Below are 15,020 nucleotides of genomic sequence, written 5' to 3'. Positions count from 1 at the left end.
GTCCTTTGGTCGGGTCGTCTCGGGAGGAGTTCGTGGCCACCGCACGTTTAGCATTGAGTTATGGGCAGGCTTTCGTCGCGCCGGAACGGCGTCGGCATCGCAGTTCCATGTCGGTATGTCTGCCCGACGACGGACAAATGGGCACCAAGGGCGCCTGTGCGTTGATCAGCGACTCCGCCTCGCGCCATGCCCTCGCCAAGCAGGCAGGCGATCTCAGCGTCAGGGGGTTTCTCGCCGACTATTACTCGACGCCGGAGCACTGGGACGTCAAGGCCGCCGCGACCCGGGTGCTGCGCTCGTTGAACGCCTGGTGCCACGGTCAGACTCGGCAGATGCAGGACGGCAGCTATGTGTCGTCGCTGTCGACCATGGTGTTTCTCGGTCGTGATGCGCATCTGTTTCACGTCGGAGACACCCTGGTGTTTCGCCTGCGCGGCGCCGAGTTCGAGCAGTTGTCGCGCGACCATGTCACCGATCTGGGCGGGTATCGCTACCCGGCCAGGGCGCTGGGCATGGATGCCACCATCGATATCGATTATGCACAGGTACCGCTGAAACAGGGGGACATCTTCCTGCTGACCACCCAGGGCGTGCGCGGCACCCTGATGCCGTCGGACTACGTCGGGTTGATACGCCAGGATGCCAGCGATCTGGATGCGGCCTGCGAGCGCCTCGCCGAGGCGGCTCGGGCGCGGGCCGGGGAGCGCGGCTATGGCAGTGATCCGTTCTGTTTTCAGCTGGTGCGCATCGACGAGCTGCCGGATGAGACGCCGGATACGCCGAGCCGCGTCTATGGTGACCTGCCGATTCCCCCGGAGTTTGTGCCGGGCGATCGGGTCGATGGCCTCGAGGTCGAGGAGGTGCTGTCGCGCACCGCGCACTCGCGTGTGTACCGGGTGCGTGACGTCCACAGTCAGCGCGAATGTGTGCTCAAGGCGCCGAGCCCGGAGCTCTCCACTCGCAACGCCTATCTGGAACACTTCCTGCTTCAACAGTGGGTGGTGGAGCGGGTCCACTCGCCGTTTGTGGTCCGCGTGATCGAACCCTCCCGGCCACGACGGTATCTGTACTACCTGATGCGCCACGTCGATGGCATGACGCTGACCGAGTGGGCGCGACGGCACCCCCAGGCGAGTCTAGGGCAGCGCCTGGATATCGCCATGCAGTTGGGCAAGGCGGTCCAGGCGTTGCATCATCGCGACCTGCTTCACCAGCAGGTCCATCCCGACAATGTGCTCATCGACCCGCATGGGCAGGTGGTGCTGGCCGATTTCAGCGCCTGCCACCTGCGCGACGTCGACGGCCATCGGCGCTCGCGTCAGCTCGTCCAGCAGGTCGGCCTCAACGAGCACAGTGCGCCGGAGTACGCTCTGGACGATGAGGTGGGCCGGCGCAGTGACCAGTATGCGCTGGCATCGACGGTGTATTGGCTGGTGACCGGGGACCTGCCCTACGCGGTGCCGACCGACAAGCTACGCACCCATACCGACCTCGAGCAGCTCGGTTATCGCAGTGCCAGGGGGCGTAACCCGGAGGTCGGTGTCGAGCTGGACGACGCCTTGCGGCGCGCCCTCGATCCGCAGCGGTCGTTACGCTTTCGGCGTCTGTCGGAGTTTTTGTACAGCCTGAGGCCGAGCCGCCAAGGGCGGGGCGAGCGGACATCGCCCAGGGTGTTGAAGGAGCCGGCAAATTTCTGGCAAGGCATCGCCGGCATCCTGCTGATCCTGCTGGTGTTGTCCTGGCTATTGCGCTAGAGCGAGGGCCATGTCGGCAGCAGGCCATGTCGGCAGCAGGCCATGTCGGCAGCAGGCCATGTCGGCAGCAGGCGTAGGAGCAGAAAGAGGAGCAGAAAGAGGAGCAGAAAGAGGAGTCGGCGCGAACATGGTCCGCCAGGGCCTGGCTGCCAAAACCGGCCAGCATTCTGCTGATCTTGCTGGTGCTGTCCTGGCTACTGCGATAGAGCGGGTCATTTCTCGCGGGTGCCAGACCCAGGTAGCCCCGGCAAGTTGCCGGGGCTACGTGGCCGGGGCTACGTGGCGTGGTGTGCCAGGATGGCGGGCGAGCGCCGAGGCAAGGCGCCTTAGAGCGTAAACAGCGGCAGCTTCTTTTCGACGCGGGCGAGCTTCAGTTTTGCCACCTTCGGCAGGCCGTTCTCGAAGGGCGGGAAGTCCTCGCCCTGAATCAGCGGTGACAGGTAGGTGCGGCAGGCGTCGGTGATGCCGAAGCCATCCTCGCGAATGAAATCACGGGGCATGAACTTCTCGCGGTTGGCCACCTCGGACAGCGGCGCCGCCTCGATTTCCCAGCGGTAGGGGGTATCGCTGGTACGCTTGATCGCCGGCATCATCGCATTCTGCCCGTCGAGGGCCAGTTCCACCGCCTTCTCGCCGACGGCGTAAGCCTGCTCGACGTCGACCTTGGCGCCGAGGTGGCGAGCCGCGCGCTGCAGGTAGTCCGCCACCGCCCAGTGGTACTTGTAGCCCAGGTCCTGCTTGACCATGCCGGCCAGCGTGGGTGCTACGCCGCCTAACTGGCGATGGCCGAAGGCGTCGGTGTTGCCGGAGTCGGCCAGGAAGGTGCCATCCTCGTAGCGCGCGCCTTCGGAGACCACGATGACGCAATAACCGTACTCCTTCACGCAGTGCTCGACCCGCGTCATCACGGCGCGACGGTCAAACGGGATCTCGGGGAAGATCACGATGTGCGGAGGTTCGCCTTCGCCCTGGCCGGCCAAGGCACCGGAGGCGGCGATCCAGCCCGCGTGACGGCCCATCACCTCGAGAACGAACACCTTGGTGGAGGTGGCGCACATCGAGGCGATGTCCAGCGACGCTTCCAGGGTGGACGTGGCGATGTACTTGGCCACGCTGCCGAAGCCCGGAGAGTTGTCGGTGATGGGCAGGTCGTTGTCCACGGTCTTGGGCACGTGGATGGCGGTCAGGGGGTAGCCCATCTTTTCCGACAGTTGGGACATCTTGAGGCAGGTGTCGGCGCTGTCGCCGCCGCCGTTGTAGAAGAAGTAGCGGATGTCGTGGGCCTTGAAGACTTCGATCAAGCGCTCGTACTGGGCGCGGTGGCTTTCGATGTCCTTGAGCTTGTAGCGGCACGAGCCAAAGGCGCCGCCCGGTGTGTGGCGTAGCGCAGCGATGGTGTCATCGCTCTCTTGGCTGACGTCGATCAGATCCTCGGTGAGGGCGCCGATAATGCCGTTGTGGCCGGCGTAGACCTTGCCGATACGGTCGCTGTACCGACGGCAGGCCTCGATGACACCGCAGGCACTGGCATTGATCACGGCGGTGACGCCGCCGGATTGGGCGTAGAAGGCGTTGTGCTGGGCCATGGGGCTAAAGGGCTCCTGATCGGTCGTCGAGAATATAGGGGCAGGACGCACGCGTGGCGGTCGTCCCGCGCAAGTCGGGGGCGCGTTGCCGCCGGCGGCAGGTCGGCGAGCGTCCTGGGCCGCCAGGGGCGGTCATGCCTTGGCTGGAGGCCGATTCTAGCGGATCGCCGTCGCCCCTGCACCTGGCCGGCCGTGCACATGCCTGCCCAGGCGAAGGTGACTTGTCTCTTGGCGGGATAGTGGCGGGATAGTGGCGGGATAGGTCGCCCGTGTGCGCGGCGCGGGCCCGGTCGTGTCGCTGGAGAGCGGCGGGGCGCCATGCTAGGCTGCCGCCTTTGTCGACGTTTGCTCCGCGGCAGCACTTGAGCGGACAGGGTATCGAGCGCTCGGAGGCGCCATGCATCTTCATATTCTGGGTATCTGCGGTACCTTCATGGGCAGTCTTGCCCTGCTTGCCCGGGAGCTGGGCCACGAGGTCAGCGGCTCGGACGCCAATGTCTATCCACCGATGAGCACCCAGCTCTCGGAGGCGGGTATCGCGTTGATGTCGGGTTATCGGGCGCAGAACCTGTCGCCGCGTCCGGATCTGGTGATCATCGGCAATGCGCTGTCCCGGGGAAACCCCGAGGTGGAGGCCGTGCTCGACGGCGGACTACCGTATGTCTCCGGGGCCCAGTGGCTGGCCGAGCATGTGCTTCCGGGCCGTCGCGTGATCGCGGTGGCCGGCACCCATGGCAAGACTACGACCGCGAGCCTGGTTGCCTGGCTGCTGGAAAGCGCGGGCCTGACGCCGGGTTTTCTGATCGGTGGTGTGCCGCGCAACTTCGGCGTCTCGGCGCGATTGGGCGATCCCCAGGCCCCCTTCGTGGTCGAGGCGGACGAGTACGACACGGCGTTTTTCGACAAGCGCTCGAAGTTCGTGCATTACCGGCCAGAGATTGCAGTGCTGGGCAATCTCGAGTTCGATCACGCCGATATCTTTCCTGATCTTGCCGCCATCGAGCGTCAGTTTCATCATCTGGTGCGCACCGTGCCGGGCAAGGGACTGATCCTGGTCGCAGACGACGAGCCGGCCCTGGAGCGGGTTCTGGCCCAGGGCGTGTGGACGCCGGTCGAGCGCCTGGGCGAGCAGGCGACATCCCCCTGGCGGTTGGTGCTGGAGCGTGATGACGCCAGCCGGTTCCGGGTGATTCACCGGCGGGACGACAGCCCAGGCACCGCCACCCACCCTGGCGTGGAAGACGATGCCGTGGTCGACTGGTCCCTGACCGGCGCTTATAACGCGCGCAATGCCCTGGCGGCACTGGCCGTAGCTTCGCGTTGTGGGGTTGATCTGGCACGCTCGGCGGCCGCGCTGTCACGGTTTCTGACGCCGCGTCGGCGCCAGGAGGTGCGCGGCGAGGTCAACGGGATTCAGGTCATCGATGACTTCGCCCACCACCCCACGGCCATCGCGGCGACACTGTCGGGGCTGCGCGCCGCTACCCCCCGCGGGCGCCTGCTGGCGCTGATCGAGCCGCGCTCGAATACCATGCGCCTGGGAACGCTACGCTCGCGCCTGGCCCACAGCGTGGCCGATGCCGACGCCGTCTGGTGGTACCAGCCCGAAGGGTTGGATTGGTCGCTGGACGCGGTGTTGGAGGAGTCGCCGGTGGCGGCGGCCTGCGAGTCGGATATCGAGACCCTGGTGGCGGCAGTCGTCGCCCAGGCGCGGCGCTACGATCGCATCGTGGTGATGTCCAATGGGGGCTTCGGTGGCATTCACGAGCGCCTGCTGGCGGCCCTGGAGGTGGCCCATGGCTGAGGCCTTCAAGGCGCCGGTGACGGTCGCGCTGACCGGGGCATCCGGGGCGCCGTACGGTCTGCGCCTGATCGACGCCCTGGTCGCCGCGAAACACGAGGTCTGGGTGATGGTGTCGAAGGCGGCGCACCTGGTCATCGCCACCGAGACAGACGATGACCTGCCGGCGCGGCCCGAACGCCTCGCCGCGGCCCTGACTGCGCGCAGCGGGGCCGCCGACGGCCAGATACGCTGCTTCGGTCGCGAAGACTGGATGGCGCCGGTGGCGTCGGGGTCGGGGGCGTCGTCGGCCATGGTCATCTGTCCGTGTTCGACCGGCACCCTGTCGGCGGTGGCCTGTGGTGCCAGCAATAACCTGATTGAACGCGCCGCCGATGTCGCCTTGAAGGAACGGCGGCCCCTGGTGCTGGTGCCTAGGGAGACGCCGTTGTCGGCGATTCACCTGGAGCATATGCTGAGCCTGACCCGGATGGGCGCCGTGATCCTGCCGGCGGCGCCGGGCTTCTACCACCGTCCCCAAGGGGTCGATGATCTGGTCGACTTCATCGTCGCGCGAATTCTCAATCAGCTAGGGATCGAGCATCAATTGATGCCTCGTTGGGGTGAGTCGACGCCTCCCTGACGGCGCCTGACGCTACGTGGCTCACCTCTCATTCCCCGGCTGCCTTCCTTGGGTAAGGACACCTCATGCCATCTCTCGCCACCCTGTCGATTTTCATACCGACGTTCTTTCTCGTCTCCTTGACCCCGGGGATGTGCATGACGCTGGCCATGGTGCTGGGCATGACCCAGGGCGTGGCCAGGGCGCTGTGGATGATGGTCGGCGAGCTGATCGGTGTCGGCCTGGTGGCCTTCGCCGCAGGGGCAGGGGTGGCCACCCTGATGTTGAAGATGCCGGCGCTGTTCGCGGTCTTCAAATGGCTGGGAGGCGCCTATTTGGTCTATCTGGGGCTGTTGATGTGGCGCTCGCGGGGGCGCATGGCGATTCCCGCGGATATCGAAGATACGGCGCCGGCATCGCGGCGTGTGCTAGCCATGCAAGGGTTTGTCACCGCCGTGGCCAATCCCAAGGGCTGGGCCTTCTTCGTCGCCCTGTTGCCGCCGTTTCTCGATGCCGGTCAGCCAGTGGTGGGGCAACTGGTCGGGTTGATCGTGATCATTCTGACCCTGGAGTTCGGCTGTCTGCTGCTGTACGCCAGCGGCGGCAAGAGCCTGCGCCATCTGCTCGGACGCAGTGGTAACGTACGCTTGCTCAACCGTATCGCCGGCACCTTGATGGTGGGGGTCGGGGTGTGGCTGGCGCTGGGCTAACGGCGGGACGGGCTCAGCGTCGCCACACCTTGATCAGGCTCGCGCCGGCCAACATGGCTAGCGCCAGCAGGCCAATGCCGGCAATGGGCATCAGCCAGGACATGGCGCCGAACATCGCGCAGTCGGTCATCTGAGTCATCTGAGTCATCGGGGAGGCCTTGGGAAGACGAGGGAAGCTCGAGTCTGCCACCTGTGTGCAGCACCGAGGTCAAGGCCTTTGTGATGCCAGGTGCTGCTTGCGCTGTCCGGCCGTGGCGCTATATCGGGGGCAGCCAGAACACCCTGGCGCTGACCAGGGCCAGGGAGGCCAGCAGCAGCGTCACCAGCGGGCAGGGGCGGAGCGCGGTACGTTCGTTGCGCAGCCAGGCCAGCTGGACCATGGCGCAGACCACCAGTCCGAGTAGGGCGCCGCCAATCAAGTCGCTCAGCCAATGTACCCCGAGCACGATGCGCGACAGCGCCATCGGGACGACCACCAGGATGGCGACCCAGTACGGCATGAAGCGCTGCCCTCGGGGGAGCGACTGGGCGATAAAGGCGGCGGCCATGCCGTAAAGTACCACCGCGGTGGAGGTATGGGCGCTGGGGTAGGAAAGCGAATGGACCAGGTAGTCCGGGGCATCCGGGCGGGCGCGGCCGATCACGGACTTGCCGATCGTGTTGAGCACGGCGATCCCTGCCAGGCCCGCGCCGATGTGGAGCAGCGCGGCAAAATGGCGGCGTGCCAGCAGCCAGATGGCCCAGGGCGCCACCAGGGCGATCACGCCGAAGGTATCGCCGGCCTCGGCCAAGACCTGGGAGGCGTGATGCAAAAGCGGCAGGTCCAGGGCGCCGATCAGGGTGTTGAGGCGGACGTCCATCGCCAGGGGGCCGTTGTGGGCCAGGACGATCAGTGTCCACGCCGACAGGGCGGTCAGCGCGCTCAGCAGCAGCAACCAGCTCGCCAGCGGCGGTTCTTCCTCGTGGTGCGGGGCCAGGGCGCGCCACAGGCTATCGCCACGCGGGAGGTATCGGGTGAGGGTCGCCAGGCCTCGGTACAGAAGCCCCTGGGGATAGGCATGATGGCGCACCAGGGAGAACACGATCGCCAGCACGACGACGGTAACGCCGAGGCCGATCAGCCAAGGGTGCAGGGCCGCGGGCAGGGCCAGCCACTGCTGCCAGGTGCGCCCGAGCAGATAGCCCGGTAGCACGTAGGCCGGCGCCCAGAGCAGGGCCGAGCCCAGGTTGGCCCAGGTGAAGGTGGCCGGCGGCATGCGCATGATCCCGGCGACCAGCGGCACGATGGGGCGAACGGGGCCGACGAAGCGGCCGAGCAAGACCGACAGAGGGCCATGGCGCTGGAAGAATCGCGCCCCCCTGGCGAGCCATTCGGGGTGCCGGGAAAGCGGCCAGACGGCGGTGACCTGTTCGCGATAGCGGTAGCCGAGCCAATAGCTGAGCCCATCGCCGATGACCGCACCGACGAAAGCGCAGGCCATGACGATGCCGACGTTGATGCCGTAGTGACCCGCCAGGGACGCCGCGGCGGTGATCAGTACCACGCCGGGTACGACGACGCCGATCAAGGCGAGGGATTCGACCAGCGCGACGGCGGTGATCAGCGTCAGCAGCATCCCCGGCGACGGCGTCAATTGATAGAGCCAATCCCCTGCGTTCACGTCCAGAGCCTCTCCATGGTGTCGTCCTCGATCATTCCGACGGGGCGCAACAGCGCGACTATCGCAGCCATCTCCGGGCGGTGGTGTGTGTGGCTGGCCGGGGTGGTGACGCGGCGGCCAGCGGCGACGTTAGCGGCGTTTCATGCCTGAGACAAGGACCGAGTGCGGGCCAGAAGCCGTTGTTCGAAGTGACTCCACGGCTCGCCGGGCGTTAGTGCACACAGGCGAGTGCGAAAATTGAGCGGCCCGGTGTCGGACAGGCGTGTTTCGTCGAGGGCCTGTTCCAGGCGTTTCAGCACCAGCAGGGCGCCGCTCTCGGTGGTGTTGGGCAGCACCAACCAGAAGTCGGCGTGGTTTTCTCGGCCGAGGATGTCGTGATCCCGGCAGTGGGAGCGAACCGCACGACACAGGAGGTCGAGCTGCGACAGCTGGGCGCGTGGGCCGAATTGTTCGCTGGCCATGTCGAGCTGGGGCAGGTGCAGCAGCAGGACTGCGAGGCGCTGATCGAGATGCTGGGCGCGCTGGAACTCCCCGGCCAGTCGTTCATGCAGCGTGACGCGATTGACTGCGTCGCACTCGCTGTCGGTCGGGTCGGTCGCCCTGGCGAGGTCGCGCTGGCGCAGATATTCCCAGCCGGAAAGCGCCGTCACGGTGACCAGTGAGAGGTACGCGAGGGTGTGCTCCCATTGCTGCCACCCGTCGTCGAGCACCAGGACCCACAGCGGAAACATCAGCAGGTTGATCAATACCGCGGGTGCCAGCGGCAGAATCAGCAATGTCACGGCGACCGGCACGCCGATCCAGAAGGTATGGTAGGCCACCAGCGTCGGGAGCTGGGTCGCGGCCAGCAGGTAGCCGCAGGCTAGCAGGAGGTAGCCCGACAGGCGTGTCGGCTGGCGCAGATCGACCAGGGTGGCGACGAGCATCAGGCAGGCTAGCGCGGCCGGCAGCAGGATCTGTTCGTATTCGCCGAGCAGGTAGTGCCACAGCGAGATGCCCGCGAGTACCAGCGTGGCAAGGAAATCGGCGCCGGCGCGCAGACCGGCCGCCCAGTGGGGGGATTCAGTCATGTGGCATCTCCTCGATGACGCGCGTCGAGGGGCATTGCTTGTCCAGCGCGTCCATGGCCTGGGCGAGGCTCTCCAGGTGGGGCAGCGCAATGGCGCGCACGGTAACCGGGATGCCCAGGCCATCGAGCAGCGCCGTGCGACGCATGTCGGCCTGGAGAGCATCGCGGCTAGTCAGCATCAGCGCCAGGGTACGGCCGTCGAGGCGATAGACGTTCTCGAAACACTGGATGCAGGAGCACAGCTGGCGGGCCAGCGACCAGAGCTGGCGTCCGGAGGTCTGAATCAGAACCAGTTCGGCGTGGACGCCATCACGCATGGCACGACTGCTTTCTCGCGGCAGGTCGCGCTCCAGTTGCGGCAGCGGCCACAGGGGAAGGCCCGGGGCGAGACGTGCGCGCAATTTGACGCCGCGCTGGGCCTGGCGAACCGGCGTTGCCCGGGCCACGGCGATCAGGCTGAGGCCGGCCAGAATGGCACCGGACAGCACCCAGTGGTGGGGGCTGAGGTAGTCCAGCGTCCACCACCAGGAGAAGGCGGCGAGGCCCAGGTTCAGTGCCAGCATCCACTGGTGCTGAGGCAGTATCAGCAGACAGGGCCAGGCCCAGAGCCACTCGCCGCGCAGGTCGGCGGAGAGTGTGACGAGGGCCGCCAGCAACACGCTTGGCACCAGCAGCCAGGGGCGGAAGGCGTGGTGGCGGTGGCTGAACTCCAGCACCGTGGCGGTGATCGCCAGCCAGGCGGCGGCCAACCCCAGCAGCGTGGCGTCGGTGATGCGTGTGGCGACCGCCGCCTGATAGGCGAGCAGAGCCGCACCGAGAACGAGGTTGGCCCGGAACAGGCCGACTTTGTACTTGCTGCGCATGCTGACTTAGACTAGTGCCTTCCATTGACTGTGTTCGAAAGGCCGCTGGCGCGTCGCCAGGTGGCCATTCCCCGAGGAGATCCTGTTCGGCATGAGCGACCACGCCACCGCCCCTGAAGCCGTCGATGTCGACGCCTACATGACGCAGCTCGGCCAAGCTGCACGAGCCGCCGCGACCCAGCTGCGCCGGATCTCTACCGGGCCCAAGAACCAGGCCCTGGCGGCCATCGCCGAGCGTCTCGAGCAGTCCCGAGCGGCCCTGCTTTCCGCCAACCGCGAGGATCTCGAGCGTGGCCGACAGGCCGGGCTCGATGACGCCTTGCTCGACCGGCTCGCGCTGGATGACGCGCGTATCGACGCGATGGTCGAAGGGCTGCACCAGGTGGCGGCGCTGCCCGATCCGGTCGGCGAGATCGACGGTCTGCACTCGCGTCCCAGCGGTATTCAGGTTGGCCGGATGCGGGTGCCACTGGGCGTCATAGGCATCATCTACGAATCCCGCCCCAACGTCACCCTCGAAGCCGCCAGCTTGTGCCTCAAGTCGGGCAATGCCTGCATCCTGCGAGGGGGCTCCGAGGCTCGGGCCTCCAATGCCGCCTTGGCGACTTGCATCGCGCAGGGGGTGGCGGATGCGGGACTCCCGGCGGCGTCGGTGCAGGTGGTGGCGACCACCGATCGTGCCGCCGTGGGTCGCCTGATCGCCATGCCCGAGTACGTCGATGTCATCATTCCACGCGGCGGCAAGTCCTTGATCGAGCGTATTTCTCGGGAGGCCCGCGTGCCGGTGATCAAGCACCTGGACGGCATTTGCCACGTCTATGTGGATGCCAGTGCCGATCTGACCAAGGCACGCGCCATCGCCATCAATGCCAAGACCCATCGCTACGGGGTGTGCAATGCGATGGAAACCCTGCTGGTGGATGCGCCCATCGCCGAGGCCTTGCTGCCTGATTTGGCAAAGGCTTACGCCGAGCATGGCGTCGAGCTCAGGGGGTGTCCGCGTGCACGCTCGATCGTGGCTAGCATGGTCTGTGCCGATCAGGCGGACTGGGAGACGGAGTATCTGGCCCCGGTACTGGCGGTGCGCATCGTCGAAGGCATCGACGAGGCCATGGCGCATATCGAGCGCTACAGTTCGCGCCACACCGAGGCCATCGTGACCGAGAACTACAGCCTGGCACGACGTTTCATGGCGGAGGTCGATTCCAGCTCGGTGATCGTCAACGCCTCGACGCGCTTCGCCGACGGCTTCGAGTATGGCCTCGGCGCCGAGATAGGCATCTCGACGGACCGTCTGCATGCCCGCGGGCCCGTTGGCCTCGAAGGGCTGACCAGTCGTAAATACGTGGTCTTCGGCGATGGTCAGGTTCGCCAGTGAGCGTGGTGATCGCGCAGCCGGCCCTCGGCCGCCCTGCGCGGATCGGCATGCTCGGGGGGACCTTCGACCCGGTCCACGTCGGCCACCTGCGTGCCGCCGTCGAACTGCGTGAGGCACTCGGTCTCGACGGGGTGCACATGGTGCCGGCGGCTCAGCCAGCGCTGCGTGATCGTCCCCAGGTCTCGTCCGGTCAGCGCCTGGCGCTGTTGCGCCTCGGGATCGGCGATGCCGAAGGGTTGGTGGCGGACCCTTGCGAGCTGCAGCGCGACGGGCCGTCGTTTTCGGCCGACACCCTGGCGTCACTGCGCGAGCGTTACGGCGCAACAGCGCGGCTAATCATGGCGCTCGGCCATGACGCCTTTTTGAAGCTGGCCGACTGGCACGATCCCGAGCGCTTGTTCGCTCTGGCCCACCTGGTGGTAATCGACCGTCCCGACCACGACAGCCCGCTGTCCACGCGCCTCGAGGCGCTATTGCGTGGGCGTGAGGTGGGCTCGGTCGAGGCACTGATGGCGCAGCCTGCCGGCGCCCTGCTGCGTTTGCGTCTGCCGTCACGCATGGCCATCTCCGCCACGGACCTGCGTCGACGACTGGCCCAGGGGGAGAGCGTACGCTATCTGCTGGCGCCGGACGTCGAACGGGCGATCGTGGCTCAGGGCCTGTATCGCGGCGACGCCGGGCGGTGAATTCTGCAAACAACGAGAGTTTGGCAAAGAGCGACGAATTGGCGCTGCCAGACGCCTCGTCAACGGTTACAATGGCCGTCCAAGCTAATACCCATTGAAGAGGGGCTATGCAGATCGACGCACTCAAGACGCTGGTGGTGGACGCACTGGAAGATATCAAGGCCAAGGATATCGCCCTGCTCGATGTGTCTCGCCTGACCAGCGTGACCGACTGGATGGTAATCGCCAGCGGCACCTCGACGCGCCATGTCGCGGCCCTGGCCAACAGCGTGATCACCTCGGCCAAGGAGAAGGGGATTCAGCCACTCGGTATCGAAGGCGAGAACGGGTCCGACTGGGTGCTCGTCGACCTCGGCGATCTGGTGGTCCACGTGATGATGCCCGAAACCCGCACGCTCTATGATCTCGAGCGTCTGTGGGCGGACCTGCCCAGCGATGCCGCCGCGTTCGAGGACGAGGCCAAGGCATGAGGGTCCGCCTGCTGGCGGTGGGAACGCGGATGCCGGCCTGGGTCAACCAGGGAGTTGAGGAGTATCGCAAGCGCCTGCCGCGCGACTTTTCCCTCGAGATCGAGGAAATCGCACCCGGCCACCGCGGCAAGAATGCCGACGTGGCTCGAGCGATTGCCCAGGAGGCAGAGCGCATAGAAGCTCGGCTCAGGGGTGATGAGCAACTGGTCGCCCTGGAGGTCAAGGGGCGGCCGTGGAGTACCGAGCAGTTGGCCGACCAGGCCGATCAGTGGCGTCTCGAAGGGCGCGATGTGGCGCTGTTGATCGGGGGTCCCGACGGCCTGGCCCCGGCACTGTCGGCTCGGGCGCCGCAGCATTGGTCGCTGTCGCCACTGACACTGCCTCATCCGCTGGTTCGGCTGATGCTGGCCGAACAGCTCTACCGCGCGTGGACGCTGATGGTAGGCCACCCCTATCACCGCTGAGTGATCCCGCCTTCGATGAACGCCCCAGCGTCTGCCAAGGATAGCCTCTCGCATGCGTGAGCGACGCGACACTCTGAAGAATCCCGAGCATGACCTGCGTATCTTTCGTCTGCGTGCCGCGCTGGCGATCGTCGTGGTTGTCCTGCTTTCGGGGTTGCTCGTCGGCCGACTGTTCTACCTCCAGGTGGTCCAGCATGAGGTCTATAGCACCCGGTCGGAGAAGAACCGGGTGCGGGTGGAGCCGTTGCCGCCCACCCGTGGCCTGATATACGACCGCAATGGCCAGATGCTGGCCGAGAATCGACCGACCTATAACCTGACCCTGGTGCGTGAACGCGTCGACGACCTGGACGCGACCCTCGAACTGCTGGTGGAGTTGCTCCATTTGCCCGATGAGGACGTCGCGGCCTTCAAGGTGCGCTCGCGCCAGCGCCAGCGGCCTTATCAGCCGGCGCTGTTGATGAGCGACCTGACCGAGTCCCAGATCGCGCGTCTGGCGGTCAACCGCCACCGCCTGCCCGGGGTCGAAGTTCAGGCACAGCTGCTGCGCTACTATCCCGATGCCGAGATCATGTCCCACGCCCTCGGCTACGTAGGGCGTATCAACGCCGAAGAGCTCAAGACACTCGATCCCGGCAACTATGCCGGAACCCACTTTATCGGCAAGACCGGAGTGGAGAATTTCTATGAAGATCAACTGCATGGGCGCGCGGGGTTGCGCAAGGTCGAGACCAACGCCCGGGGGCGGGTGCTGCGCGAGCTCGGGCATACCGACCCGGTTCCGGGCCAGGATCTGACCCTTACCCTCGACATGAACATGCAGAAGCTGGCCGTGAGTCTGCTCGACGGCCGCCGCGGCGCCATCGTTGCGATTGCCCCTCAGAGCGGCGAGATTCTGGCGATGGCGTCGGTGCCGGGCTTTAACAGCAACCAGTTTGTCACCGGGATCGATGTGGCCTCCTATCGGGCCTTGCAGACCGATATCGACCTGCCGCTGTTCAATCGGGCTACTCGTGGTAGCTACCCGGCGGGCTCCACCATCAAGCCGTTCATGGCCATGTCAGGGCTTAGCGAGGGCGTTATCACCCCGAGCGAAGTGATTTACGATCCCGGCTATTACCAGCTGCCCAATGACGACCGACGCTACCGCAACTGGTTGCGCTGGGGGCATGGTCGTGTCGATCTCGAGCGGGCCCTGGCGGTGTCCAACAATACCTATTTCTACTCGTTGGCCCATGAGCTCGGTATCGACCGGATCCACGATAATCTCGAGGCGTTCGGTTTCGGCACCCGCGTGGCCGCCGATGTGGCCGGGCAGGGCGACGGCCTGCTACCGTCTCGCGAATGGAAACGGTCACGCTACAACCAGGCCTGGTATCCCGGCGAGACGCTGTCGGTGGGTATCGGCCAGGGCTATCTGCAGGTGACTCCCCTGCAATTGGCCTCGGCCACGGCGATGCTGGCCAATCGCGGGCACTGGGTGAGGCCTCGGCTTGCCAAGCGTATCGGTGACGAGCCGGTTCCGGTCGAGTTGCCCGATACGCCAGCGGATATCGAAGTGGGCAACGAGACATACTGGGACCGGGTCTTCAGCGGCATGGAAAAGGTGATGTCGGGGCGAGAAGGCACCGCCCGGCGCACCGGGGCAGGGCTTCAGTACCGCATGGCGGGGAAATCCGGCACCGCCCAGGTGTTCTCGCTGGGGCAGAACCAGAAGTATAACGCTTCCGAGCTGCGCGAAAGGCTGCGCGATCATGCCTTGTTCATGGCGTTCGCACCGGTCGAAGATCCCCAGATAGCGGTAGCGGTCATCGTCGAGAACGCCGGGGGGGGCTCGACCCACGCGGCGAGTCTGGCTCGGGCCATGACCGATGCCTGGATCCTGGACTATAACAACGGCAAGCCGGTCGAGCCCGAGGCACCCGGTACCGCCAGCGTCGGTGACGCGACGACCAGCGCAGGGGCAGGAGAGTAGTC

General features: G+C 66.1%; 14 protein-coding genes. 9 read left to right on the top strand and 5 right to left on the bottom strand.

The genetic code is table 11. The features are described from left to right. Positions 1-32 precede the first annotated feature (32 nt). A complete protein-coding gene (locus tag ACUN9Y_RS09360) occupies positions 33-1,754 on the top strand; it encodes a protein kinase domain-containing protein (protein ID WP_445460437.1) in 1,722 nt (573 codons plus the stop codon). 326 nt (positions 1,755-2,080) lie between these two features. Here the strand turns inward: ACUN9Y_RS09360 and ACUN9Y_RS09355 are convergent, their stop codons facing one another. Then, complete coding sequence (locus tag ACUN9Y_RS09355; RefSeq protein ID WP_445460436.1) at positions 2,081-3,340, bottom strand: 6-phosphofructokinase; 1,260 nt, start codon at positions 3,338-3,340, stop codon at positions 2,081-2,083. A 397-nt stretch (positions 3,341-3,737) separates the two neighbouring features. Between ACUN9Y_RS09355 and mpl the strand changes: the two genes are divergently transcribed. From mpl to ACUN9Y_RS09340, 3 genes are all read left to right on the top strand, one after another. Beyond that, positions 3,738-5,144: a UDP-N-acetylmuramate:L-alanyl-gamma-D-glutamyl-meso-diaminopimelate ligase gene (gene mpl / locus ACUN9Y_RS09350; RefSeq protein WP_445460435.1), complete on the top strand. Its 1,407-nt coding sequence runs from the start codon at positions 3,738-3,740 to the stop codon at positions 5,142-5,144. Then, complete coding sequence (locus ACUN9Y_RS09345) at positions 5,137-5,763, top strand: flavin prenyltransferase UbiX (RefSeq protein WP_445460434.1); 627 nt, start codon at positions 5,137-5,139, stop codon at positions 5,761-5,763. Before mpl ends, ACUN9Y_RS09345 begins: the two co-directional genes overlap by 8 nt. Positions 5,764-5,828: 65 nt before the next feature. After that, on the top strand, positions 5,829-6,452 hold the full coding sequence (locus ACUN9Y_RS09340) for a LysE family translocator (RefSeq protein ID WP_445460433.1): 624 nt from the start codon (positions 5,829-5,831) through the stop codon (positions 6,450-6,452). Positions 6,453-6,465: 13 nt separating this feature from the next. Here the strand turns inward: ACUN9Y_RS09340 and ACUN9Y_RS09335 are convergent, their stop codons facing one another. The 4 genes from ACUN9Y_RS09335 to ACUN9Y_RS09320 all read right to left on the bottom strand — a co-directional run bounded on the left by ACUN9Y_RS09335 (position 6,466) and on the right by ACUN9Y_RS09320 (position 10,045). Continuing rightward, positions 6,466-6,600, bottom strand: a complete 135-nt coding sequence (locus ACUN9Y_RS09335) for a hypothetical protein (RefSeq protein ID WP_445460432.1) — start codon at positions 6,598-6,600, stop codon at positions 6,466-6,468. Positions 6,601-6,709: 109 nt separating this feature from the next. Beyond that, positions 6,710-8,113, bottom strand: a complete 1,404-nt coding sequence (locus ACUN9Y_RS09330) for a bifunctional DedA family/phosphatase PAP2 family protein (protein ID WP_445460431.1) — start codon at positions 8,111-8,113, stop codon at positions 6,710-6,712. Between the two features lie 140 nt (positions 8,114-8,253). After that, positions 8,254-9,183 carry a GGDEF domain-containing protein gene (locus ACUN9Y_RS09325; RefSeq protein WP_445460430.1) on the bottom strand — a complete coding sequence of 310 codons (930 nt, stop codon included), beginning with the start codon at positions 9,181-9,183 and terminating at the stop codon, positions 8,254-8,256. Beyond that, positions 9,176-10,045, bottom strand: a complete 870-nt coding sequence (locus tag ACUN9Y_RS09320) for a hypothetical protein (protein WP_445460429.1) — start codon at positions 10,043-10,045, stop codon at positions 9,176-9,178. The genes ACUN9Y_RS09325 and ACUN9Y_RS09320 overlap by 8 nt, the downstream gene beginning before the upstream one ends. A gap of 91 nt (positions 10,046-10,136) precedes the next feature. Here ACUN9Y_RS09320 and ACUN9Y_RS09315 point away from each other — a divergent pair, with 91 nt between their 5' ends. The 5 genes from ACUN9Y_RS09315 (at position 10,137) to mrdA (ending at position 15,018) form a co-directional block, all read left to right on the top strand. Continuing rightward, positions 10,137-11,423 carry a glutamate-5-semialdehyde dehydrogenase gene (locus ACUN9Y_RS09315; protein WP_445460428.1) on the top strand — a complete coding sequence of 429 codons (1,287 nt, stop codon included), beginning with the start codon at positions 10,137-10,139 and terminating at the stop codon, positions 11,421-11,423. A gap of 47 nt (positions 11,424-11,470) precedes the next feature. Then, complete coding sequence (nadD, locus tag ACUN9Y_RS09310; RefSeq protein WP_445460680.1) at positions 11,471-12,109, top strand: nicotinate-nucleotide adenylyltransferase; 639 nt, start codon at positions 11,471-11,473, stop codon at positions 12,107-12,109. Positions 12,110-12,216: 107 nt separating this feature from the next. Then, positions 12,217-12,579, top strand: a complete 363-nt coding sequence (gene rsfS, locus ACUN9Y_RS09305; protein WP_445460427.1) for a ribosome silencing factor — start codon at positions 12,217-12,219, stop codon at positions 12,577-12,579. Beyond that, positions 12,576-13,043, top strand: coding sequence for a 23S rRNA (pseudouridine(1915)-N(3))-methyltransferase RlmH (rlmH, locus tag ACUN9Y_RS09300; RefSeq protein ID WP_445460426.1), 468 nt, complete (start codon positions 12,576-12,578; stop codon positions 13,041-13,043). The genes rsfS and rlmH overlap by 4 nt, the downstream gene beginning before the upstream one ends. Before the next feature lie 52 nt (positions 13,044-13,095). Beyond that, a complete protein-coding gene (mrdA, locus tag ACUN9Y_RS09295; protein WP_445460425.1) occupies positions 13,096-15,018 on the top strand; it encodes a penicillin-binding protein 2 in 1,923 nt (640 codons plus the stop codon). The last annotated feature ends 2 nt before the right edge of the window (positions 15,019-15,020 follow it).

Source organism: Halomonas sp. V046, assembly GCF_052645355.1.
The sequence above is the reverse complement of the archived record's forward strand: the minus strand, read 5'-3'. Positions and strand labels throughout refer to the sequence as shown.

What these genes read in the sequence shown, in the direction of transcription:
- ACUN9Y_RS09355 (WP_445460436.1), bottom strand. Translation starts at nt 3,340, where the DNA reads ATGGCCCAGCACAACGCCTTCTACGCCCAATCCGGCGGCGTCACCGCC.
- mpl (WP_445460435.1), top strand. Translation starts at nt 3,738, where the DNA reads ATGCATCTTCATATTCTGGGTATCTGCGGTACCTTCATGGGCAGTCTT.
- ACUN9Y_RS09345 (WP_445460434.1), top strand. Translation starts at nt 5,137, where the DNA reads ATGGCTGAGGCCTTCAAGGCGCCGGTGACGGTCGCGCTGACCGGGGCA.
- ACUN9Y_RS09340 (WP_445460433.1), top strand. Translation starts at nt 5,829, where the DNA reads ATGCCATCTCTCGCCACCCTGTCGATTTTCATACCGACGTTCTTTCTC.
- ACUN9Y_RS09335 (WP_445460432.1), bottom strand. Translation starts at nt 6,600, where the DNA reads ATGACTCAGATGACTCAGATGACCGACTGCGCGATGTTCGGCGCCATG.
- ACUN9Y_RS09325 (WP_445460430.1), bottom strand. Translation starts at nt 9,183, where the DNA reads ATGACTGAATCCCCCCACTGGGCGGCCGGTCTGCGCGCCGGCGCCGAT.
- ACUN9Y_RS09320 (WP_445460429.1), bottom strand. Translation starts at nt 10,045, where the DNA reads ATGCGCAGCAAGTACAAAGTCGGCCTGTTCCGGGCCAACCTCGTTCTC.
- ACUN9Y_RS09315 (WP_445460428.1), top strand. Translation starts at nt 10,137, where the DNA reads ATGAGCGACCACGCCACCGCCCCTGAAGCCGTCGATGTCGACGCCTAC.
- nadD (WP_445460680.1), top strand. Translation starts at nt 11,471, where the DNA reads ATGCTCGGGGGGACCTTCGACCCGGTCCACGTCGGCCACCTGCGTGCC.
- rsfS (WP_445460427.1), top strand. Translation starts at nt 12,217, where the DNA reads ATGCAGATCGACGCACTCAAGACGCTGGTGGTGGACGCACTGGAAGAT.
- rlmH (WP_445460426.1), top strand. Translation starts at nt 12,576, where the DNA reads ATGAGGGTCCGCCTGCTGGCGGTGGGAACGCGGATGCCGGCCTGGGTC.
- mrdA (WP_445460425.1), top strand. Translation starts at nt 13,096, where the DNA reads ATGCGTGAGCGACGCGACACTCTGAAGAATCCCGAGCATGACCTGCGT.